A 20,219-nucleotide genomic window follows, 5' to 3' on the forward strand; every position below is an offset into this window, starting at 1 on the left:
GCGGGAGATCGATGAGCACGAGCAAAGACGTGGTGCCGCCGCTGCCGGCCAGCGCGCCACGGGTCGCACCCAGTCCCCTCGCCCGTTGGATCGGCCGGTCCGTGCTGCGGCTGGGCGGATGGCGCGTGGTTGGCGAGTTCCCCGACCAGCCGAAGATGGTGGTGATCGCCGCCCCGCATTCGTCCAACTGGGACGGCATCTGGGGATTCGCCGCCAAGCTCGCGCTCGGGCTCGAGATCCGGGTGCTGGGCAAGGCCCAGCTGTTCCGCTGGCCGCTGGGCCCGCTGCTGCGGCGGCTGGGGGTGATCCCGATCGACCGCAGTGCGCCGCAGGGTACGGTCGGGCAGGCGGTGGAGCTGATCCGGCGCAGCGAGCGCATCTGGTACACGCTGGCCCCGGAGGGCACCCGCAAGCGCGTGGAGCGCTGGAAGACCGGCTTCTGGAAGATCGCGCACGATGCGCAGGTGCCGATCTTGCCGGCGTACTTCCATTACCCCGACAAGGTCATCGGCCTCGGGCCGCCGTTCCGCACCAGCGGCGACATGGATGCCGATCTGGCCGCGCTGCGCCAGTGGTACCGACCCTGGCAGGGCCGCCACCGCGGCACGACGTGAGCCCGCGCCCGCCTGTCGCGCGCGACGCGGTTTGCCGGCCGGGGCGGATCGCGGCATCGTGCGACTCCCGGCGCATGCCCCCACCCAGGACCAGGACCACCGCCATGACGACACGACCTGCCACCCGGATGCTCCCCGCGCTGCTCTGGCTGCTGGCGGCGCTGCCGGCGCTCGCGCTCGCCGCGCCCGCGCCTGCGCCTGCGCCTGCGCCCGGGGGCGCGCCGCTGCTGGTCATCCACGGCGGCGCCGGCGTGGACCCGGGCGAGCTGACGGCGCAGGAGGAGTCCGGGGCGCGCGCCGCGCTGGCCGCGGCACTGCGCGCCGGGCATGCCGAACTCGCCGCCGGCAAGCCGGCCCTGGACGGGGTGGCCGCCGCGATCCGCGTGCTCGAGGACGCGCCGATGTTCAATGCCGGTCGCGGCGCGGTGTTCACCCACGACGGGCGCAACGAACTCGATACTTCGATCATGGACGGCGCCACCGGCCGCGCCGGCGCGGCCGCGGGCCTGCGCCGGGTGCGCAACCCGATCGAGCTGGCGCGCGCGGTGATGGAACGCTCGCGCCACGTGATGATGATCGGCGAGGGCGCCGAGCAGTTCGCCGCCGAACAGGGCCTGGCCCTGGTCGAGCCGGAATACTTCCGCACCGAGCGCCGCTGGCAGCAGCTGCAGCGCGCGCTGCGCGACGAGAGCCAGCCGCACGCGCTGGACTCGACCGCGCCGGCCAAGGCCTACTTCGGCACCGTGGGCGCGGTGGCGCTGGACGCACAGGGACACCTTGCCGCCGGTACCTCGACCGGTGGCATGACCAACAAGCGCTACGGCCGCGTCGGCGACGCGCCGATCATCGGCGCGGGCACCTGGGCCGACGGACGCTGCGCGGTCTCGGCCACCGGCTGGGGCGAGTTCTACATCCGCACCGCGGCCGCGCACGAGATCTGCGCGCGGGTGCGCCTGTCCGGCGACGCGATCGAGAAGGCGGCCGACGACGTGGTCAACGGCCTGATCCCGGCCGCGGGCGGCAACGGCGGCGCGATCGTGCTCGGCGCCGACGGCGCGGTCGCCTTCCCGTTCAACACCGGCGGCATGTACCGCGGCTGGATCGGCGCGGATGGTGAGCCGCACGTGGCGATCTGGCGCGACGAGGAACTCCCCGCGCCCTGAAATGCCGGCGCGATCCGTTGCGCCCGGCCCGCTGCGGCGCTAAGGTCGGCCCGGAGCGCGTCGCGCAAGCGGCGCCGACAGGGAGGTCGGCATGGAGCAGCAACCGGGCGCGGGGCGACCGCGCGGGGCACGGGCGCCGGGCGGTCCGGTCATGGCGGCGATGATCGCCGCCGCGTTGGCGACCACGGGGTGCCAGGGCATGGCGAAGACGCCTGAGCGGGAACCGGCGGAAGACGCGGTACGCATCGACAACACGGTGGCCGACTGGCCGCTGAAGTTCGTGCAGCACAGCTTCGGGGCGTTCTGCTATTCGACGTACGGTTGCCGGGTCGTCTACAACGGGTTCGATCATACGAATGATCCCGACGACGAGCTGCAGCGGTCGTCGGCGTCGTTGGGTGACCGGTATCCGGACAACCTCTACGGCAGTTACCTTGGCGTAAGCAACTTTCCTCCTCCTGCACGGGTGAGCTGGCGGTCGAGCGACGGCATGTCGCACGAAGCCGAGGTGGATATCGGCGAGATATTCCGCGACCGCTTGATTCTGCACAACGTGGCGCGCGAAGACGTCAGGCAGGGAGTGTCCATCTTGGATCCAGCCATCCTGCTAGAGGTGAACGACCGCACCATCAACGTGTACATGCGGGCCCGCGTGCCCACAAGGACGGCGCGGGAGCAGGGGCTGCCCACTGGCAATTTCCGGGAAGACCTGGTGCTGGCCTGGACGCGCACCTACTGATCCGGTTCGACAGGGAGGTCGAGCATGGGAGGACAACGCCATCCGGACGGCGTCGAGACGGTGCCGGTGACCCCCGAGCAGCTCACGGCGTTCGACCGGGCGCGAGAGATGCTCGCCCAGTCTGTGGCCCCGATCCTGGTGCGGGAAGATTCCGGGACCGACCGCATGTTCCTGGCGGCATTCGACGGCACCGGCAACAGCATGAAGAAGGACGCGCCGGCGAACCATACGAACGTGGCGCTGATCTACCAGCAGGTGCTCCACCGCAACAGGGATGGCGTTGGGCACATCCGCGCAGGCTACGTCGAAGGCGTGGGTACGCAAGGAGGCCTCTCTGGATTGCGTGACCTCGCATCGGGGCGAACGTACCAGGCGCGGCTGGAGGACATGTACCTCCAGTTCATCGTACAGGCGAAGAACTGGATGGACGCGAACCCACAGGCGGACATCCGCGTCTGCGCGATCGGATTCAGTCGCGGCGCAGAGCAGGCGGTCGGGTTCACCCGAATGGTGGAGGGCCGGGGAATACAGGATCCAGATGGAGCAAGGGTCTCCCGGGACCGCGACGGGATGATCCAGCGAATCGAGTTCACGGCTCCTCCTCTCCGCGAGCCGGGAAGTGTCGTACAGGCCATCGGGTTGTTCGATCCAGTGGGTACGGGCGTGCCGCGCCAGCATGATCGGCGGCCGCCCCCGTCGGTCGTATCAGGCCTCCAGCTGACCGCACTCCACGAGCGACGCAATCTGTTCCAGGGGACGCAGGTGGCTGATCCCGGCATCACCATGGACGGGCGCTTTACGAACCTGGCGTTGCCCGGCGCACACAGCGACGTCGGCGGAGGCTACCTCCAGCACGGCCTGTCGGTGCGCAGCGGCAACCTGATGATCGACTACCTCAACGCGCTCAGCGACCGGCCGTTCCTGGCGAAGCGCCCGGAACCCGACGATCCGGCCCTCAACGTCATCCATCGCTCCGAGCAGCACCAGGTGTTCTACCGCACGTCCAGGTACGATGGGCGCGGCGGCCGCGTGCACCAGGAGGAGCTGGCGCCACCGCCGCTGTGCGCGATCGACTGCCGCGATGCCGAGCCGCGCAACGAAGCGATGGCGGCGGCCCTGGAATGGCGACGCGTGCCGATCGGCCCGGTGCCGGGAGCGCCCGCGCAGGCCGCGGCGACGACCGTTGTCCCGGAAAGGCTGCCGGGGCTCGACCGGCTGCTGGAGGCCGCCCTCCGGGACGACGCGGCAGCGATACGCCGGTTCTCGCTCGACTTGCTCGATGGCCCGGCCGGACAGGCCTGGCTGGCCGAGGGCGAAGCCAGGCTGCAGGGGCGTGGCTGGCTTCCGGACGACGCCACGCAACGGATGCCGGCGGTGCTGGAACCGCAGTGCTGACGCGGGTGCGCCGGCCGCGGCCGGCGCGCGCTCAGCGCTCCGAATGCCCGCTGTCGTAGTAGTCGCGGCGCACGAACAGGTCGGGCTGGATCAGGTCCATGAACGCGCGCGCCTGGGGCGAGGGCAGGCGGCCCTTGCGCATGATCACGCCGTAGCTGCGCGGCGGGAAATGGCGCTCCAGCGGCCGGGTGACGATGCGGCCGCGGTCGGCCTCGGTGAGGCAGATCGAGGACAGGATGCTGATCCCCATGCCCATGGCCACGTACTGCTTGATCACCTCCCAGCCGCCGACCTCCAGGGCCACGTGGTAGGGCACCCGGTTCTGCTGGAACACCAGGTCCACCAGGCGCCAGGTGATCTGGCGCTTGGGCGGCAGGATCAGGCCGTACTGGCCGATGTCGGCCAGCTCCAGGTCGGGCTTGTCGGCCAGCGGGTGCCCCGGCGGCATCACCAGGTGCTGCTTGAACCGGTGCAGCGGTTCGTAGACCAGATCCGCCGGCACGTCCTGCATCGAGCCCACCACCAGGTCGACCGCGTCGCTGCGCAGCAGGTCGGTGCCGTCGGCGCTGACGGTGTTGTGCAGGCTCAGGCGCACGTCGCCGTGGCGCTGGCGGAAGCGTTCCACGATCGGCGGCAGCAGGTAGAGGATCGTGGAGCTGTTGGCGGCGATGTTGAGCTCGCCCGCGTCCATCCCGCGCAGCTGGTTGCGGAAGGCGGCCGGCAGGCCGTCGATGCCGTCCACCAGGGGGCGCGCCAGTTCGTACAGCAGCTCCCCGGCCCGGGTCGGCACCAGGCGGCGGCCGCTGCGCTCGAACAGCTTGTGCCCCAGTTCGCGCTCGAGCGCCTGCAGCTGGAGGGTGATGGCGGGCTGGCTCAGGTACAGGGCCTCGGCCGCGCGCGAGACCGACCCCAGGCGGGTGGTCTGGCAGAAGGCGCGCAGCGGCTTGAGCCGGTCGGCCTTGTAGGCGAAGCGCGAGGGCGAGTTCGGTCGCGGTTCAGGGCCCGATTTCGACCGGGAAGGCATTGATCCGCCAGCAGTATTTGGAAAACTAATGAATTACATTGAAAAAACTGTCTTGTCAAATACTCGGCTCGGGAGGACGTTGGCGCTGCAACGCAACATCCACTGGAGCCCGCCATGTCCGCCGTCCTGAAGTCGTCCCCGGCCACGTCCCCGATCCGCCTGCCCGATCCCCCGGGCGTGGCCGATCTCCTCGACGACCGCGCCCAGGCCTTCCTCGCCGGCCTCCACGAGCGCTTCGAGCCCGCCCGCCAGGCGCTGCTGGCCCGTCGCCGCCAGCGCCAGGCCGAGTTCGACGCCGGCGCGCTGCCGGACTTCCGCACCGACACCCGGGCGATCCGCGAAGGCGACTGGACCGTGGCCCCGATCCCGGCCGCGCTGCGCGACCGCCGGGTCGAGATCACCGGCCCGGTCGACCCGAAGATGGTCATCAACGCCCTGAACTCGGGCGCCAACTGCTACATGGCCGATTTCGAGGACTCGACCGCGCCGACCTGGGACAACCTGGTCGCCGGCCAGCGCGCGCTGCGCGGGGCGGTCGCGGGGACGCTGACCTTCGAGTCGGGCGGCAAGCGCTACGAGCTGCGTCCGGAGGACGAGCGCGCGGTGCTGATCGTGCGCCCGCGCGGCTGGCACCTGGACGAGAAGCACGTCCTGGTCGACGGCCAGCGCATCTCGGCCTCGCTGTTCGACCTGGGCCTGTTCGCCTGGCACAACGCGACCGCGCTGGCGGCGAAGGACCGCGGCCCGTACTTCTACATCCCCAAGCTGCAGTCGATGGAGGAGGCCGCGCTGTGGAACGGCGTGCTCGCCCACATCGAGCGCGAGCTTGGCCTGCCCGAGGGGCAGATGAAGGTCACGGTCCTGATCGAGACCCTGCCGGCGGTGTTCGAGATGGACGAGATCCTGCACGCGCTGCGCGAGCGGATCGTCGGCCTGAACTGCGGCCGCTGGGACTACATCTTCTCCTACATCAAGACCCTGCGCGCGCACCGCAACCGGGTGCTGCCCGAGCGCTCGCAGGTCACGATGACCCAGCCGTTCCTGCGCGCCTACTCCGAGCTGCTGATCCAGACCTGCCACCGCCGCGGCGCGCACGCGATGGGCGGCATGGCCGCGCAGATCCCGATCAACAACGATGCCGAGGCCAACGAGCAGGCGCTGGCGCGGGTGCGCGCCGACAAGCTGCGCGAGGTCACCGCCGGCCACGACGGCACCTGGGTCGCGCACCCGGCGCTGATCCCGGTGGCGCGCCAGGTGTTCGACGAGCGCATGCCGACCCCGAACCAGCACCACGTCGGCCGCGAGGAGGTGATCGTCACCCGCGACGACCTGCTCGCGCCCTCGCTGGGCACGATCAGCCGCGCCGGGTTCGAGAACAACGTCGAGGTGTGCGTGCGCTACCTGGCGGCCTGGTTGGACGGCAACGGCTGCGTCCCGATCCACTGGCTGATGGAGGACGCGGCCACCGCCGAGATCGCCCGCGCCCAGCTGTGGCAGTGGCTGCACGCCGCCGACGGCGGCCGCTGCCCGCTGCACCTGGACGACGGCACCGTGATCGACGAAGCGCTGTTCGACCGCGTGCTGCTGGGGCTGCCGTCGCGCCTGGCCGGGCATCCGATGCCGGGCGCGGCACGCATCCCCGAGGCGATCGCGATGCTCGAGGAACTCACCCTGCGCGACACGCTCGAGGAGTTCCTCACCCTGCCGGCGTACGAGCGCCTCTGACGGCCCGCTTCCCGCACCCGTCCACCCGCATCCATGCACACGGGCCGCGCACGGCGCCGGCCCCCGGAGAACGCACATGAACAACGAACGCACCCGACAGATCGACGCCCTGCAGCAGCAGTGGAAGAACGACCCGCGCTGGACCGGGATCGAGCGCCCGTACTCGGCCGCCGACGTGGTCCGCCTGCGCGGCAGCCTGCAGCCCGAGCACACCCTGGCCCGCCGCGGCGCCGAGAAGCTGTGGAAGCTGGTCAACGGCGAGGCGAAGAAGGGCTACGTCAACGCCTTCGGCGCGATCAGCGGCGGCCAGGCGATGCAGCAGGCCAAGGCCGGGCTGGAAGCGGTGTACCTGTCGGGCTGGCAGGTCGCCGCCGACGGCAACACCTCCGAGACCATGTATCCCGACCAGTCGCTGTACGCCTACGACTCGGTGCCGACGATGGTCCGCCGGATCAACAACACCTTCCAGCGCGCCGACGAGATCCAGTGGAAGAACATCTGCGACGGCAAGATGAAGGAAGAGGACGCGATCGACTTCTTCCTGCCGATCGTGGCCGACGGCGAAGCCGGCTTCGGCGGCGTGCTCAACGCCTACGAACTGATGAAGAACATGATCATCGCCGGCGCCGCGGCGGTGCACTTCGAGGACCAGCTGGCGGCGGTGAAGAAGTGCGGCCACATGGGCGGCAAGGTGCTGGTGCCGACCCAGGAGGCGATCCAGAAGCTGGTGGCCGCGCGCCTGGCCGCCGACGTGCTGGGCGTGCCGACCATCGTGCTGGCGCGCACCGACGCCGAGGCCGCGAACCTGCTGACCTCGGACTTCGACGCCAACGATCGCCCGTTCGTCACCGGCGAGCGCACCAGCGAGGGCTTCTACAAGGTCCGCAATGGCCTGGAGCAGGCGATCAGCCGCGGCGTGGCCTACGCGCCCTACGCCGACCTGGTGTGGTGCGAGACCGGCACCCCGGACCTGGGCTTCGCCCGCGAGTTCGCCCAGGCCGTGCACGCCAGGCAGCCGGGCAAGCTGCTGGCCTACAACTGCTCGCCGAGCTTCAACTGGAAGAAGAACCTCGACGACGCCACCATCGCCCGCTTCCAGGACGAGCTGGCGGCGCTGGGCTACCGCTTCCAGTTCATCACCCTGGCGGGCATCCACATCAACTGGTTCAACACCTTCCGCTTCGCCTACGACTACGCGCGCGGCCAGGGCATGAAGCACTACGTGGAGCAGGTGCAGGAGCCGGAGTTCGCCGCGCGCGAGAAGGGCTACACCTTCGTCTCGCACCAGCAGGAAGTGGGCGCCGGCTACTTCGACGACGTGACCACCGTGATCCAGGGCGGCGCCTCGAGCGTGACCGCGCTGACCGGCTCGACCGAGGAAGCGCAGTTCGACGCGGCCGCCTGACGGCCCGGGAGGGGGAAGGGGACCTGGCGCCTCCCCGCCGGTCGGGGCGGGGAGGCGCCGGGGCACCCGGCCCTGCATGGCTGCAGCAGGCACCACCCCGGTCCTCCGTGCGGAGCGCGGAGGCGGCGGGCAGGGCGGCGCGGCGCGCGGTGGCGCCGGGCCGGCCCGACGCCGCAACCGGGAGAGAGGCGCCTTCCGCCGCATCGCGCGGAGGGCCGGGGTGGGCGCCTTACTGCCGTCGTCCGCGCCAGGCTCCGGCGCGCGATGTCGCGCGCATCGGGCCGAGGGGATAAGGTGGGCCCCACCATTGGACCAGGGGCCCCTTGCGTGCGCAGGATCCACAGTTTCGTCGCGGCCGTCGCGCTGGCCGCGTGCGTCGCCGGCACCACTGCTGCCGCCGACCGCATCACCGGCAAGCCGTTCGCCACCCGCAGCGAGGTCCACGCGCCGCACGCGATGGCGGCCACCTCGCACCCGCTCGCCACCCAGGTCGCGCTGGACGTGATGAAGGCCGGCGGCAGCGCGGTCGATGCCGCGATCGCGGCCAACGCCGCGCTCGGGCTGATGGAGCCCACCGACAACGGCATCGGCGGCGACCTGTTCGCGATCGTGTGGGACCCGAAGACGCGCCGCCTCTACGGCTACAACGGCTCGGGCCGCTCGCCGCGTTCGCTGACCCTGGAGGAGTTCCGGCGCCGCGGGCTGGAGGAGGTGCCGTCGCACGGGCCGCTGCCGGTCACCGTGCCCGGAACGGTCGACGCCTGGTTCGCCCTGCACGGCCGCTTCGGCCGCCTGCCGATGGCGCGCAACCTGGAGCCGGCGATCCGCTACGCGCGCGAGGGCCACCCCGTGCACGAGGTGATCGCCTACTACTGGGAGCGCTCGGTGCCGCGGCTGTCGAAGTGGCCGGGCTTCAGCGAGCAGTTCACCATCGACGGCCGCGCCCCGCGCACCGGCGAGACCTGGCGCAACCCGAACCTCGCCGACACCCTGCAGAAGATCGCCGACGGCGGCCGCGACGCGTTCTACAAGGGCGAGATCGCGCGCACCATCGACGCCTATTTCAAGGCCAACGACGGCTTCCTGTCCTACGAGGACCTGGCCGCGCACGCGGGCGAATGGGTCGAACCGGTGTCGACACGCTACCGCGGCCATGACGTGTGGGAACTGCCGCCCAACGGGCAGGGCATCGCCGCGCTGCAGATCCTCAACCTGCTCGAACCCTACGACCTCAAGTCCTACGGCTTCGGCAGCCCCGTGCTTTTGCGGAGGATACGCCGCCAACGTTGCCAGATGGTCCCGTGCCGAGTCCCCCGGGATGGGATTGCACAGCGTCAGGAGGGGTGGTCACATGTGTACCCAAACAAGACGATACGATTGATCCTTAAGTGAGTCCGATCCGGGCGCAGCCCAAAGGCTGTGCCCGGGTTCAAGAAATGGGCGCATGTGGCTATAAAAGTGAAGAAAGAAAATAAGAAATGGATTTTGTCTGCTCTCAGAAGCAATAAATCCAAGATTCTTGCGGTTTTCTTTGTTGTCTTGGCATCGGGATGCGCTGCTATCTCAACAAAAGTCGATCGCGAAATGGTTATCCCGCTGGGAGCGACAAGGTACGAGGTCAAGGATGACCAGCAGTTCATCATGGCCGTCCCCATCAATATCAGGAATCCTGAATATCCTGAAGAGGTCGATGGCATCAATCAGAAACTCCATATATGCGCCTCCTTTGTGGTTACTGAAGAAGGAGTCGTGGAAGAAGTTGAGATTGTTGATATGCCTGCTTGCCCTGACTCTCGCTTGTATGCCGCTAGTGCATTTGGAAGGGCTGTAGTGTCTGCTGTTTCCGGATGGACATTCTTTGGCGCCGCCATATGTAGTTTTCCGGAAGGGGCTTCAAAGAATGATAATTGCGAGGATGAGGGGGCAACGCTCGAGCCGGTTGCCATTAGGTTGACCTACAATTTTATTTTTGATTCGAGCAGTGGGAGAAAGGTGGTTTCGTCAAGGGCCGGCAAGAATTGAAGAATACATGGACAGTTCCAGTTTCTCATTCCGAACGCATTGATGGGTCTGGCCAAATCAATGCCATTGATTCGGCCAGATCCACCGTTGTAGAGCGCTTCGCGTTTACGCTCGAGATCACGGTTATTTAGGCCTTCTTTCAAGAATTCACGGCGGGTAGCACATCACTGGCTCAATCCGCCGGCACCGTGCGGCTGCCGGCCCAGGCGCGCAGTTCCGCCACCTGCTCGCGCATCACCACCGACAGCGGGCGGGTGGCGCGGATCTCCTCCAGCAGCAGGCCGGTATCGACCGTGCGCCCGCCGGCCAGCGCCGCGTACATCGCCGAGACGATGGCCTGCTCGATCTCGGCGCCGGAGAAGCCCTCGGTGGCCGCCGCCAGCGCGGCCTGGTCGAAGCGTTCGGCCGGGAGCTGGCGCCGGCGCAGGTGCAGCTCGAACACGTGGGCGCGGGTGTCGGCGTCGGGCAGGTCGACGAAGAAGATCTCGTCGAAGCGGCCCTTGCGCAGCAGTTCGGCCGGCAGTTCGTGGACCTGGTTGGCGGTGGCGACCAGGAACACCGGCGCCTTGCGTTCGGCCATCCAGGTCAGCAGGTAGCCGAGCACGCGCCTCGACACGCCGCCGTCGCCGTCGGCGCCGCTGGCGGCCAGGCCCTTCTCGATCTCGTCGATCCACAGCACGCACGGCGCAAGCCGCTCGGTCGATTCCAGCGCCTGGCGCAGGTTGGCCTCGGTCTCGCCGTGGTACTTGGCGTAGAGGGTGCCGAAGTCCAGCCGCACCAGCGGCACGCCGAAGCCGCCGGCCACCGCCTTGGCCAGCAGCGACTTGCCGCAGCCCTGCACGCCCAGCAGCAGGATGCCGCGCGGCGGGTCCAGGCCCGGCGGCGGCTCGCCGTCGCCGGTGAACACGCGCCGGCGCAGGTCGATCCAGCGCTTGAGCCGGCGCGCCCCGGCCACGTCGGCGAAGCGCGCGGTGTCGTACTCGTAGTGCAGGTGGCCGCTCTTGTTGAGCAGTTCGAACTTCAGCCGGGTCAGCTCGGGCAGGTCTCCGGGGCCGAGCACTCCGTCGTCGTGGACCAGGTGGCGCACGATGCGGCGCGCGTCCATCGCGTCCAGGCCCTGCAGGTTGCGCACGATCCGGCGCACCACGGCGTCGTCGGCGACCACCCGCGCGCCCTGGTTCTCGCGCTGGAAGGCGGCGATTTCCTCGCGCACGATCCTGAGCAGGGCGTTGCCGTCGGGCAGGCGCAGGCGCAGGCGCGCGGCCCTGGCCTCGAGCTCGCCGGGCAGCTCCACCCGGTGCCCGACCAGGACGATGGTGTGCGGCAGGCAGCCGCGCCGCTGCAGGATCTCGCGCAGCTGGCGCCGGGTGGCGGCGTAGCCCAGGTAGGGGTGGAAATCGAGCAGCAGGTACACGCCGCGCTGGTCGGCGCCACGGATCGCGGCCAGGGTGGTGCCGGCGTCGGGCGGGGCCTGGGCCGGGTCCTCCCGGTCGAGGTCGAGCCGGCGCAGGCCCTCGGTGATCGACCAGCGGTAGAGCGCCCGCCAGATCCGGGTCAGCGACTGCCGGAACAGCTCCACCACGCGCATCTCGTCGGGGGTCTCGACCACGATCAGCGGGGTGTCGGCGCGGATCAGCGCCACGAGGTCCTGCAGGTCACTCATCGACGAGGAGCGGGTCGGGATGGGAAGGCGGCCTGCGACGATAGCAGGCGCGGACCGCCCATGGCGCCCGCCGTCGTTGCCGCGCTTCCGGGACGCCGCGTAAAGATCCCGTAAAGACCGGACCCCGCGTGCGTCCCGCGTTTCGCCCCCGTCACGCGGCCGGTGTACGCTCGCGGCTCGTTCCCATGGCGGAGGCAGTGGATGAAGACTGTGCTGGTGGCCAGTTCCAAGGGGGGTGTGGGCAAGACGACGATCGCGACCCACCTGGCGGCGGAGTCCGCCCTCGCGGGCCGCAGGACCGTCCTGGTCGACGCCGATCCACAGGGATCGTCCACGCGCTGGGCCGAACGCCGTTCCGGCATGGACAGCGCGGTGCTGCCGATCGACGGGTCCAGCCGGCACCGCAGCGCGTGGCGGTCGATCCCCGAAGGCACCGAGCGGGTGGTGATCGACGCCCCGGCCGGGGCCCAGGCCGACGCGCTCGAGGTCTATCTGGAGCATGCCGACGCTCTGGTGGTGCCGGTGCTGCCTTCGGCGCTGGACATCGACGCCACCGTGCCCTTCCTCAACACCCTGGCCAGGCACCCGCGGATCCGCGGCGGCGCGCTGCGCGTGGGCCTGGTGGGCAACCGCCTGCGGCCCTGGACCAATGCCTCGCAGCAGGCCATGGACCTGCTGCGGCAATGGCCCTACCCGCTGGTGGCCGAACTGCGCGACAGCCAGGCCTACGTGATGCTGGTCGGCTTCGGCAAGAGCCTGTACGACTACAACTCGGCCCTGGTGCGCGACCACCAGGCGGACTGGCAGCCGCTGCTCAGGTGGGTCCGCAAGGCCTGAGCCACCACCGGTCCGGGGACGCCTCGATGCGCGAACTGATCCTGCTGCGGCATGCCCATGCCGAGCCGCCCCGCCCGGGCCAGGCCGACCTGGACCGGGCACTTTCGGCCGACGGCCTGGCCGAGGCCTCCGCCGTGGCCCACTGGCTGCAGCACAAGTCGCTGGTCCCGGACCGGGCGCTGTGCTCCCCGGCGCGGCGCACGCGCGAGACCCTCGACGCGGTGATGGAGGTGGTGGGCTGCCTGGACAAGCAGCTCGAACCGTCGATCTACGAGGCCATGCCGGGCACCCTGGCGGGGCTGCTCGACGCCCATCGCGACGCCGAGCGCCTGCTGCTGGTGGGGCACAACCCGGGGCTGGAGCGCCTGGTGGCGTTGCTCCACAGCGGCCAGTCGGGCGATTACCGCGGAATGCCGCCGGCCGCGGTGGCGGTGCTGTCGCTGCCCGAGGACGCGCCGCTCGAACCGGGCGTCGCCACCCTGACCGCGTTCTGGTGGCCATGAGCGCCCGGCTGTCGCAGCGCCACTGCTGGCACTGGTGGCTGGCCCTGCTGTGCGCGGGCTGGCTGGCGCCGGTGGCCGCGTCCCCGCCCGGGCCGGCGGCCGAGATCGACACCGCGCGCTCGCGCATCGGCTTCACCCTCAAGACCCGCTGGGGCCAGGAGCTGGAGGGCCGGTTCCCGCAGTGGAGCGGCACGATCGAGCCGGTCTCCGCGCAGCGCCGGCGGGTGCGGTTGCGCCTGCCGACCAGCGAGGTCGAGATCCTGGACCATCCGCAGTACTCGAAGATCACCCGGGGCAAGGGCTTCTTCGATGCCGACCACCATCCCTGGGTGGAGTTCGTGTCCGATCCCTACGACGACGCCCTGCTGCGCGAGGGCGGGCTGCTCGGCGGCCAGCTCACCATCCGCGGCGTGCGCCGGCGCGAGGTGTTCGCGCTCGCGCCGGCCACCTGCGCGCGGCCGACCATCGACTGCGACGTGGTGGCCACCGGCGTGGTCTACCGCAGCGACTACGCCATGGACCGCTGGGCCTTCGCCCTGGCCGACCGGGTCGTGTTCTCGCTGCACCTGCGCACGCGTCCGTCCGCGGCGCCATGACCGCGGCGGTGCGTGTCCTGCTGGCGCTGCTGGTCCTGGCCGGCGGCGGATGCGCCAGCCTGTCGACGCTCGAGCGCGACCGGGCCGCGGAGATCGCCGCCCAGGCCCGGTCCGGGCGGATGGTGGCCTGCGAGGCGGAGGCGGCCTGCGCCCGTCCCTCGCCGCTGCGCGAACTGGGCGAGCGTGCGCTGGCCGAGAGCGCGCCGGGGCGGCCGCGCCACTACGCCGTGCTGCTCGATTACGGCCAGGACGCGCTGCTCGCGCGCCTGGACCTGATCCGCGGCGCGCGCCGCAGCATCGACCTGCAGACCTACATCTTCGACGAGGACGACGCCGGCCACCTGGTGCTCGAGGAGCTGATGGCCGCGGTGCGCCGCGGGGTGCGGGTGCGGATGCTGGTGGACCAGCTCTCGGCGCTGCGCCAGGTCGAGACCCTGGCCGCGCTGGCCTCCTCGCACGTCAACTTCCAGCTGCGCATCTACAACCCGGTGCTCCACCGGGCCCGGATCACCTATCCGATGTACGCCTGGGCGGCGGCCTGCTGCTGGCGCCGGCTCAATCAGCGCATGCACAGCAAGCTGCTGGTGATCGACGGCCTGGTCGCCATCACCGGCGGGCGCAACTACCAGGACGACTATTACGACTGGAACCCCGAGTACAACTTCCGCGACCGCGACGTACTGGTGGGCGGGCCGGTCATCGCCGACATGGCCGCCAACTTCGAGGCGTTCTGGAATGCGCGCCTGGCGGTGCCCGTGGAGCGGCTCGACGATGTCGGCCGCTTCCTCCTGCGCAACGGCGCGCCGGAGCTGCGCGACTGGCCCTATGCCGACCCCGAGCGGGTCGCGGCCGCCTCCCGCGCCGCCGACGACACCGACCTGGTGCGCCAGCGCCTGGCCGACGCGGCCATCCCGGTGGGCGAGGTGCTGTTCATCGCCGACCAGCCGCAGAAGCACCGCCGCGACCCCGAGGTCGCCGCCAGCGCGGTGCACGCCTCGCCGCTGCTGATGGGGCTGATCGAGTCGGCCACCGAGGAAGTGCTGTTGCAGACGCCGTACCTGGTGCTGTCGAAGGAGGCCCAGGAGATGTTCCGGCGCATGCGCCAGCGCGATCCGCGCCCGCGCGTGGTCGTGTCCACCAACAGCCTGGCGGCCACCGACTCGTTCATCACCTACGCGCTGTCGTACAAGTACAAGCGCCGCTACCTGCGCGACTTCGGCTTCGAGATCCACGAGTTCAAGCCGTTCCCGGAGGACGCGCCGATCGACCTGGACGCCACCGGCGCGGTCGCGATCTCCTGGAACGAGGACGGCAGCGTGAACATCGGGCCGCCCGAACGGCCCGCCGCGGCCGTGCCCCGGCGCGGGGAGGGCGGGGACGGCCAGCGCCGCGAGTCGCCGTTGAGCCGCGAATACGCCGCGCTGCGCTACGCCGGGGTGGGCGTGCACGAGCGCGTGCCGCTCAAGCGCGCGGGGGTGCGGTTCGGCATGCACGCCAAGTCGCTGGTGGTGGACAACCGGGTGGGCGTGGTCGGCACCCACAACTTCGATCCGCGCGGCGACACCTACAACACCGAAAGCGCGGTGGTGATCGAGGACCCGGCGTTCGCCCGCGCGCTGGCCGACAGCATCCGCCGCGACATCGCACCGGCCAACTCCTGGGTGATCGCGCGGCGCGACAAGCCGCGGGTGCTGCCGGGGCTGGAGTACTCCCTGGCCAAGGCGTCCGAGCACCTGCCGCTGTTCGACCTGTGGCCGGTGCGCTACGCCACCAGCTACGAGTTCCAGCCCGGCCCGGACTGCCCCCGGCCGCTGTCGCCGTTCGACCCGGGTTTCCGCGCCTGCCACGAGCCGGTGGGCGACTTCCCCGAGGTCAACATCGGCTTCCGCACCCTGCTGACCCGGATCTTCACCGCCTTCGGCGCCGGCCTCGCGCCCATCCTCTGAAGCGGCGGGCCCGGACCGTCGGCCGCCGGTCGCGTGCCGGCGCTCCGGCGTGGTCCGCTGGCGGGCCGGCCGCCCCGCGGGCGCCGGGGCAGGGGGTGTCCGCGGGCACCGCCCCCTGTCGTCGGTCAGGCCCGCGCGCTGCGACGTTCGCGCGGGTTTTCCCATCCATATCAACGGGTTCCGGGCGATCGGAACGATTCCGCCGGGGCCCGTGACTTCCGGCCCATGCCGGACCTGCTTAGGTGTATTACATTACCAACACACCAAGACACACACCTCCCGAGGCAACACCATGTACACCATCCCCCGCACCCCCGCCCCCCAGTCCCGGCCCCTTGCGCGCGTCCTGCGTCCGCTGCCGGTCTCCGAGCGCCGCGAGCGCGACTTCGGCGTCGGCTACGGCAACAGCAGCGGCTACGCCAGCGGTCGCCGTTACGCGCCCACGGGCGCCCCGCGTTTCCGCGTCGTCTGACCCCGCCGTCGGCGGCCGCGCGCCGTCAAACGGCCCGCGGCCCGCCGCATTGACGCGCTTGGCGCGGCCGCCCTAGGCTGCATGTCCTTTTTCCATCACCGGTCCCCCCATGTCGCTTACCCTGACGATCGAACTCAACGAGCAGGACCTCGCGCACTTCAGGAACGCGCTGGAGGCCGCCAACAAGGCCGCCGCCGGCCGCAGCGAGGAAGAGGTCATCTCGGCGGCCGCGAGCCTGCTCGAGAACGCCCAGAAGGTGCGCCTGCCCGACTTCATCCGCCAGCGCCTGGAGCGCCTGGACGACATGATCGCGATGGTCCGCGACGAAGGCTGGCACCTGGACGAAGAGGATCGCCGGCACGTCCTGTCCGCGCTGGTGTACTTCGCCGACCCGAAGGACGTGATCCCGGACCACGTCGAGGTGCTGGGCTTCCTCGACGACGCGATCATGGTGGAACTGTGCGTGCGCGAGCTGCGCCACGAGCTCGAGGCCTACGACGAGTTCTGTGAGTACCGCGAGCGCGAGGCGCGCAAGCGCGGCGTGGAGCCCTCCGCGGTCGGCCGCACCGAGTGGCTGGACGCCCGCCGCGACGAACTGGTCGAGCGCATGCGCAGCCGCCGCAGCCGCGACGGCGGCTTCGGCTTCGGCTACGGCGACAGCAGCGGCTACGGCCGCGCCGGCTACGCCCGCGCCTGGCGCCCGAGCCTGTTCCGCTTCCGCTGACGCGGTGGCGGCGGCGATGTTCCGGCCCGACGTCACGGTCGAGACCCTCAACACCCTGTCCCGCGGCACCGCGATGGAGCCGCTGGGCATCGTGTTCACCGAGATCGGGCCGGACTACCTGCGCGGCACCATGCCGGTGGACGCGCGCACCCGCCAGCCGCACGGCCTGCTGCATGGGGGGGCGTCGGTGCTACTGGCCGAGACCCTGGGCAGCACCGCCGGGGGCATCTGCGTGCCCGACGGGCAGCGGGTGGTCGGGATCGAGATCAATGCCAACCACCTGCGCGGCGTGCGCGAGGGCATCGTCAGCGGCACCGCGCGCCCGCTGCACCTGGGGCGCAGCACCCAGGTCTGGGAGATCCGGATCGAGGACGGGGCCGGGCGCCTGGTCTGCGTGTCGCGCCTGACCCTGGCGGTGATCGCGGACCCCTGACCCGGTCCGCCGGCCCGCGCGCGGCGTGCGGCCCGCGCCGGACGTGCGCGCCGGGGCCGCGGGTCCGGCGCGTTGGCGGGCCGCGGGCCGGCCCGGTATCGTGCGCGGGTCGTCCCGTCCTCCCGATCGAGCTCCCGTGCGCCCGCTTCGCTACCTGGTCCGCCTGCCGTTGCTGGCCTGGCACGTCCTCGTCCACCTGCCCCTGACGTTGCTGTTGATGGCGCCGCCGTTCGGCCGCCTGCGGCTGGCCGGCGGCGAGCTGCTCCACCACCGCATGGTCCGCTGGTGGTCGGGCGGCCTGCTGCGGGTGTTCGGGATGCGGGTGCGGCGCACCGGCACGCCGATGCCCGGCGCGGTGATGTTCGTGGCCAACCACGTGAGCTGGATCGACATCGTGGCCCTGCACAGCCAACGGATGATGGGATTCGTCGCCAAGCGCGAGATCGCGGACTGGCCGCTGGTCGGCTGGCTGGCGTCGCAGGCCGAGACCATCTACCACCAGCGCGGCAGCCAGGAGTCGCTGGGTGGGGTGCTGCACGAGATGCTGGCGCGGCTGCGCACCGGCCGCGCGGTGGGGGTGTTCCCCGAAGGGCGCACCCGCGACGGCCGCGAGGTGGGGCCGTTCCATGCCCGGATCTTCCTGGCCGCGGTCGAGGCCGGGGTGCCGGTGCAGCCGGTGGCGCTGCGCTACGGCGAGGGCGGCAGCGGCCAGGTGGCGGTGGCCTTCCGCCCCCGCGAGGGCTTCTTCGCCAACTTCCTGCGGCTGCTCGGCGAACCCTCGCGGCCCGTGGAGGTGGCGTTCCTGGAGCCGATCCAGCCCGGCGAGGCGGCCGGCGGGCGGCGCCGGATCGCCGAGGCCGCGCGCGAGCGGATCGTGGCGGCGATGACGGCATGAGCCCGGACGCCGGCCGGCAGGGAGCGGACTTCGCGCCGCCGCGCTGGCTGCGCAACCCGCACGTGCAGACCGTGCTCGGCAGCAGTCCGTGGCGCCGGCGCGTGGCGGCCGCGGTGCTGGCCCGGACCGGCGCGGTCACCCGCGAACACCTGCTCGACGGTGGCGACGGCGTGCGCCTGCACGGCCTGCACAGCGTGGTTCCCGGCACCGAGCCGCGCGGGCTGGCGCTGCTGCTGCACGGCTGGGAGGGCAGCGCGGAATCGAGCTACATGCAGCTGGCCGCGGCCCAGCTGCTCGCGCGCGGCTTCGAGGTGTTCCGGCTCAACTTCCGCGACCACGGCGGCACCCACCACCTCAACCCGGACATCTTCCACTCCTGCCGGATCGACGAGGTGGTGCACGCCGCGCGCGACGTGGCCGACCGCTTCGGCGCGCGGCCGATGGTGGTGGCGGGCTATTCGCTGGGCGGCAACTTCGCCCTGCGCGTGGCGCTGCGCGCGCGCCAGGCCGGGCTGCCGCTGGCGCGGGTGGCGGCGGTGTGCCCCGTGCTCGACCCGGCCGGCACCATGCAGCGGATGGAGCAGGGGCCGTGGTTCTACCTGCACTACTTCGAGCGCAAGTGGCGCGGCTCGCTGGCGCGCAAGCGCGCGCTGTTCCCCGACCGGGTCGGCTTCGACCGCAAGGTGCTGCGGCTGCGCATGCGCGAGCTCACCGAATGGCTGGTGCGCCACCACACCACGCTCGGCTCGATCGACCGCTATTTCGACGGCTACAGCGTGGCCGGCGACCGGCTCGCCGCACTGCCGGTGCCGGCGCACATCCTGATGGCGGCCGACGATCCGGTGATTCCGCTCGATGCCTTCCACCAGGTGTCGCTGCCCCCGCACGCGCGGCTGGAGATCCTGCCCTGGGGGGGCCACTGCGCCTTCCTCGACGGCACTGGCGCGGCGGGCTACGCCGAACGCTGGGTGGCGGCGCGGCTGGCGGGCGATTGAACCGGCGGACACGTGCGGCCGCTGGGCTATCCTGATGCAGGACCGCAACACAGGGAGCCCGGACATGCAGATCCGCAGCCACAGCTTCCCGCCGCGTGGCCCGATCCCGGCCGAGTTCGCCATGGGCGCGCCGGACGGCTTCGGCGGCAACCGCAATCCGCACCTGGCCTGGGACGGCGCCCCGGAGGGCACGCGCTCGTTCGCCCTGCTGTGCATCGACCCCGACGCGCCCACCGATCCTTCGCTCGCCGGCAAGGAGGGCGTGGAGATCCCGGTGGAGCATCCGCGCGGCGACTTCGTGCACTGGGCGATGGCCGACATCCCCGCCGAGGTGCGCGAGATCGCCGCGGGCAGCTGCAGCGACGGGGTCGCCAGGGGCGGCAAGCGCCAGCCGCCGGGGCCGGCGGGCGCGCGCCAGGGCCTGAACGACTACACCGGCTGGTTCGCCGGCGACCCCGACCTGGGCGGCGACTACCTCGGCTACGACGGCCCGTACCCGCCGCCCAACGATCGGCGTGTGCACCGCTATTTCTTCCGCGTGTTCGCGCTTGACGTCGCGACGCTCGAGCTGCCGCAGCGCTTCGGGGCCGGCGACCTGCTGCGCGCGATCCAGGGCCACGTGCTGGCCGAGGCCGCGGTGTACGGCACCTACACGCTCAATCCGGACGCGGCCGGCTGAGCGCCGGCGCCGGGACGCAGCCGAGGGCATGGGCCGCTCCCGCCGGGCGGCGCCAGACGGGGCCTCGCGCGTGCGCGGGGAGCACTCCGTGGCGGCCGGCATGCCCGCGCGAGGGGATGTCGATCGTCGCCGCCGCCGCTCGTCGTCGACATGACGGGCGCGCCGGCCGGCGCCGCCCCGCGTCCATGCCGCCGGAGCGTCCATGTCACGCCGGATCTTCGCCAACCATCCGTTCCCCCGCGCCCGCTGCCCACGCCCTTCCCCGCCGGCAGGGGAGCGCCGGCTCAGGCCCCGGTCACCACGACGCGCGTTCGACCCGCGTGCCAGCGACGACGACGCGACCTGCATGGCGGTATCCGGAGACCTCCACGCAGGGCGGCCGGCCAGGC

General features: G+C 71.3%; 19 protein-coding genes and 1 pseudogene. 18 read left to right on the forward strand and 2 right to left on the reverse strand.

Annotated elements, in window-relative coordinates:
* Positions 1-11 precede the first annotated feature (11 nt).
* From FQY79_RS11640 to FQY79_RS11655, 4 genes are all read left to right on the forward strand, one after another.
* Positions 12-614, forward strand: a complete 603-nt coding sequence (locus FQY79_RS11640; RefSeq protein ID WP_146313079.1) for a lysophospholipid acyltransferase family protein — start codon at positions 12-14, stop codon at positions 612-614.
* Between the two features lie 104 nt (positions 615-718).
* Positions 719-1,777, forward strand: a complete 1,059-nt coding sequence (locus FQY79_RS11645; RefSeq protein ID WP_246123103.1) for an isoaspartyl peptidase/L-asparaginase family protein — start codon at positions 719-721, stop codon at positions 1,775-1,777.
* 91 nt (positions 1,778-1,868) lie between these two features.
* Entirely contained in the window at positions 1,869-2,516 is a 648-nt protein-coding gene (locus FQY79_RS11650) for a hypothetical protein (protein ID WP_146313080.1), read from the forward strand.
* A 24-nt stretch (positions 2,517-2,540) separates the two neighbouring features.
* Positions 2,541-3,911 carry a phospholipase effector Tle1 domain-containing protein gene (locus FQY79_RS11655; RefSeq protein WP_146313081.1) on the forward strand — a complete coding sequence of 457 codons (1,371 nt, stop codon included), beginning with the start codon at positions 2,541-2,543 and terminating at the stop codon, positions 3,909-3,911.
* A 31-nt stretch (positions 3,912-3,942) separates the two neighbouring features.
* Here the strand turns inward: FQY79_RS11655 and FQY79_RS11660 are convergent, their stop codons facing one another.
* Positions 3,943-4,935: a LysR family transcriptional regulator gene (locus FQY79_RS11660; RefSeq protein ID WP_146313082.1), complete on the reverse strand. Its 993-nt coding sequence runs from the start codon at positions 4,933-4,935 to the stop codon at positions 3,943-3,945.
* A 114-nt stretch (positions 4,936-5,049) separates the two neighbouring features.
* On the opposite strand from FQY79_RS11660, the gene aceB reads away from it, so the two are divergent.
* The 4 genes and pseudogenes from aceB to FQY79_RS11680 all read left to right on the forward strand — a co-directional run bounded on the left by aceB (position 5,050) and on the right by FQY79_RS11680 (position 10,087).
* Positions 5,050-6,660: a malate synthase A gene (aceB, locus tag FQY79_RS11665; RefSeq protein WP_146313083.1), complete on the forward strand. Its 1,611-nt coding sequence runs from the start codon at positions 5,050-5,052 to the stop codon at positions 6,658-6,660.
* A gap of 76 nt (positions 6,661-6,736) precedes the next feature.
* Complete coding sequence (gene aceA / locus FQY79_RS11670) at positions 6,737-8,065, forward strand: isocitrate lyase (RefSeq protein WP_027071974.1); 1,329 nt, start codon at positions 6,737-6,739, stop codon at positions 8,063-8,065.
* 336 nt (positions 8,066-8,401) lie between these two features.
* Positions 8,402-9,319: pseudogene (locus FQY79_RS11675) on the forward strand (gamma-glutamyltransferase family protein); the annotation flags it as partial.
* 165 nt (positions 9,320-9,484) lie between these two features.
* Entirely contained in the window at positions 9,485-10,087 is a 603-nt protein-coding gene (locus FQY79_RS11680) for a hypothetical protein (protein WP_146313084.1), read from the forward strand.
* Between the two features lie 172 nt (positions 10,088-10,259).
* On the opposite strand, the gene FQY79_RS11685 is transcribed toward FQY79_RS11680, so the two are convergent.
* Entirely contained in the window at positions 10,260-11,750 is a 1,491-nt protein-coding gene (locus FQY79_RS11685) for an AAA family ATPase (RefSeq protein WP_146313085.1), read from the reverse strand.
* A gap of 201 nt (positions 11,751-11,951) precedes the next feature.
* On the opposite strand from FQY79_RS11685, the gene FQY79_RS11690 reads away from it, so the two are divergent.
* The 10 genes from FQY79_RS11690 to FQY79_RS11735 all read left to right on the forward strand — a co-directional run bounded on the left by FQY79_RS11690 (position 11,952) and on the right by FQY79_RS11735 (position 19,830).
* Positions 11,952-12,587, forward strand: coding sequence for a ParA family protein (locus FQY79_RS11690; RefSeq protein WP_146313086.1), 636 nt, complete (start codon positions 11,952-11,954; stop codon positions 12,585-12,587).
* 26 nt (positions 12,588-12,613) lie between these two features.
* Positions 12,614-13,090 (forward strand): SixA phosphatase family protein, encoded by a 477-nt coding sequence (locus FQY79_RS11695; RefSeq protein ID WP_146313087.1) that lies wholly within the window; start codon positions 12,614-12,616, stop codon positions 13,088-13,090.
* Positions 13,087-13,686, forward strand: coding sequence for a YceI family protein (locus FQY79_RS11700; protein WP_146313088.1), 600 nt, complete (start codon positions 13,087-13,089; stop codon positions 13,684-13,686). The genes FQY79_RS11695 and FQY79_RS11700 overlap by 4 nt, the downstream gene beginning before the upstream one ends.
* Positions 13,683-15,632, forward strand: a complete 1,950-nt coding sequence (locus FQY79_RS11705; protein WP_146313089.1) for a phospholipase D family protein — start codon at positions 13,683-13,685, stop codon at positions 15,630-15,632. Before FQY79_RS11700 ends, FQY79_RS11705 begins: the two co-directional genes overlap by 4 nt.
* A 292-nt stretch (positions 15,633-15,924) precedes the next feature.
* Complete coding sequence (locus FQY79_RS11710) at positions 15,925-16,104, forward strand: hypothetical protein (protein WP_146313090.1); 180 nt, start codon at positions 15,925-15,927, stop codon at positions 16,102-16,104.
* Between the two features lie 109 nt (positions 16,105-16,213).
* Entirely contained in the window at positions 16,214-16,828 is a 615-nt protein-coding gene (locus FQY79_RS11715; RefSeq protein WP_146313091.1) for a YkvA family protein, read from the forward strand.
* A gap of 16 nt (positions 16,829-16,844) precedes the next feature.
* Positions 16,845-17,261 (forward strand): hotdog fold thioesterase, encoded by a 417-nt coding sequence (locus tag FQY79_RS11720; RefSeq protein ID WP_146313092.1) that lies wholly within the window; start codon positions 16,845-16,847, stop codon positions 17,259-17,261.
* A gap of 97 nt (positions 17,262-17,358) precedes the next feature.
* Complete coding sequence (locus FQY79_RS11725) at positions 17,359-18,156, forward strand: lysophospholipid acyltransferase family protein (RefSeq protein ID WP_246123107.1); 798 nt, start codon at positions 17,359-17,361, stop codon at positions 18,154-18,156.
* On the forward strand, positions 18,153-19,151 hold the full coding sequence (locus FQY79_RS11730; protein ID WP_146313093.1) for a YheT family hydrolase: 999 nt from the start codon (positions 18,153-18,155) through the stop codon (positions 19,149-19,151). The genes FQY79_RS11725 and FQY79_RS11730 overlap by 4 nt, the downstream gene beginning before the upstream one ends.
* 64 nt (positions 19,152-19,215) lie before the next feature.
* A complete protein-coding gene (locus FQY79_RS11735) occupies positions 19,216-19,830 on the forward strand; it encodes a YbhB/YbcL family Raf kinase inhibitor-like protein (RefSeq protein ID WP_146313094.1) in 615 nt (204 codons plus the stop codon).
* The last annotated feature ends 389 nt before the right edge of the window (positions 19,831-20,219 follow it).

The organism is Luteimonas wenzhouensis, assembly GCF_007859305.1.
GTDB lineage: Bacteria > Pseudomonadota > Gammaproteobacteria > Xanthomonadales > Xanthomonadaceae > Luteimonas > Luteimonas wenzhouensis.

Bases quoted from the DNA above. Each gene is read 5' to 3' on its own strand.
- FQY79_RS11645 (WP_246123103.1), top strand. From the start codon at position 719: ATGACGACACGACCTGCCACCCGGATGCTCCCCGCGCTGCTCTGGCTG.
- FQY79_RS11695 (WP_146313087.1), top strand. From the start codon at position 12,614: ATGCGCGAACTGATCCTGCTGCGGCATGCCCATGCCGAGCCGCCCCGC.
- FQY79_RS11660 (WP_146313082.1), bottom strand. From the start codon at position 4,935: ATGCCTTCCCGGTCGAAATCGGGCCCTGAACCGCGACCGAACTCGCCC.
- FQY79_RS11705 (WP_146313089.1), top strand. From the start codon at position 13,683: ATGACCGCGGCGGTGCGTGTCCTGCTGGCGCTGCTGGTCCTGGCCGGC.
- FQY79_RS11685 (WP_146313085.1), bottom strand. From the start codon at position 11,750: ATGAGTGACCTGCAGGACCTCGTGGCGCTGATCCGCGCCGACACCCCG.
- aceB (WP_146313083.1), top strand. From the start codon at position 5,050: ATGTCCGCCGTCCTGAAGTCGTCCCCGGCCACGTCCCCGATCCGCCTG.
- FQY79_RS11690 (WP_146313086.1), top strand. From the start codon at position 11,952: ATGAAGACTGTGCTGGTGGCCAGTTCCAAGGGGGGTGTGGGCAAGACG.
- FQY79_RS11655 (WP_146313081.1), top strand. From the start codon at position 2,541: ATGGGAGGACAACGCCATCCGGACGGCGTCGAGACGGTGCCGGTGACC.
- FQY79_RS11710 (WP_146313090.1), top strand. From the start codon at position 15,925: ATGTACACCATCCCCCGCACCCCCGCCCCCCAGTCCCGGCCCCTTGCG.
- FQY79_RS11735 (WP_146313094.1), top strand. From the start codon at position 19,216: ATGCAGATCCGCAGCCACAGCTTCCCGCCGCGTGGCCCGATCCCGGCC.
- FQY79_RS11640 (WP_146313079.1), top strand. From the start codon at position 12: ATGAGCACGAGCAAAGACGTGGTGCCGCCGCTGCCGGCCAGCGCGCCA.
- FQY79_RS11715 (WP_146313091.1), top strand. From the start codon at position 16,214: ATGTCGCTTACCCTGACGATCGAACTCAACGAGCAGGACCTCGCGCAC.
- FQY79_RS11700 (WP_146313088.1), top strand. From the start codon at position 13,087: ATGAGCGCCCGGCTGTCGCAGCGCCACTGCTGGCACTGGTGGCTGGCC.
- FQY79_RS11720 (WP_146313092.1), top strand. From the start codon at position 16,845: ATGTTCCGGCCCGACGTCACGGTCGAGACCCTCAACACCCTGTCCCGC.
- aceA (WP_027071974.1), top strand. From the start codon at position 6,737: ATGAACAACGAACGCACCCGACAGATCGACGCCCTGCAGCAGCAGTGG.
- FQY79_RS11730 (WP_146313093.1), top strand. From the start codon at position 18,153: ATGAGCCCGGACGCCGGCCGGCAGGGAGCGGACTTCGCGCCGCCGCGC.
- FQY79_RS11650 (WP_146313080.1), top strand. From the start codon at position 1,869: ATGGAGCAGCAACCGGGCGCGGGGCGACCGCGCGGGGCACGGGCGCCG.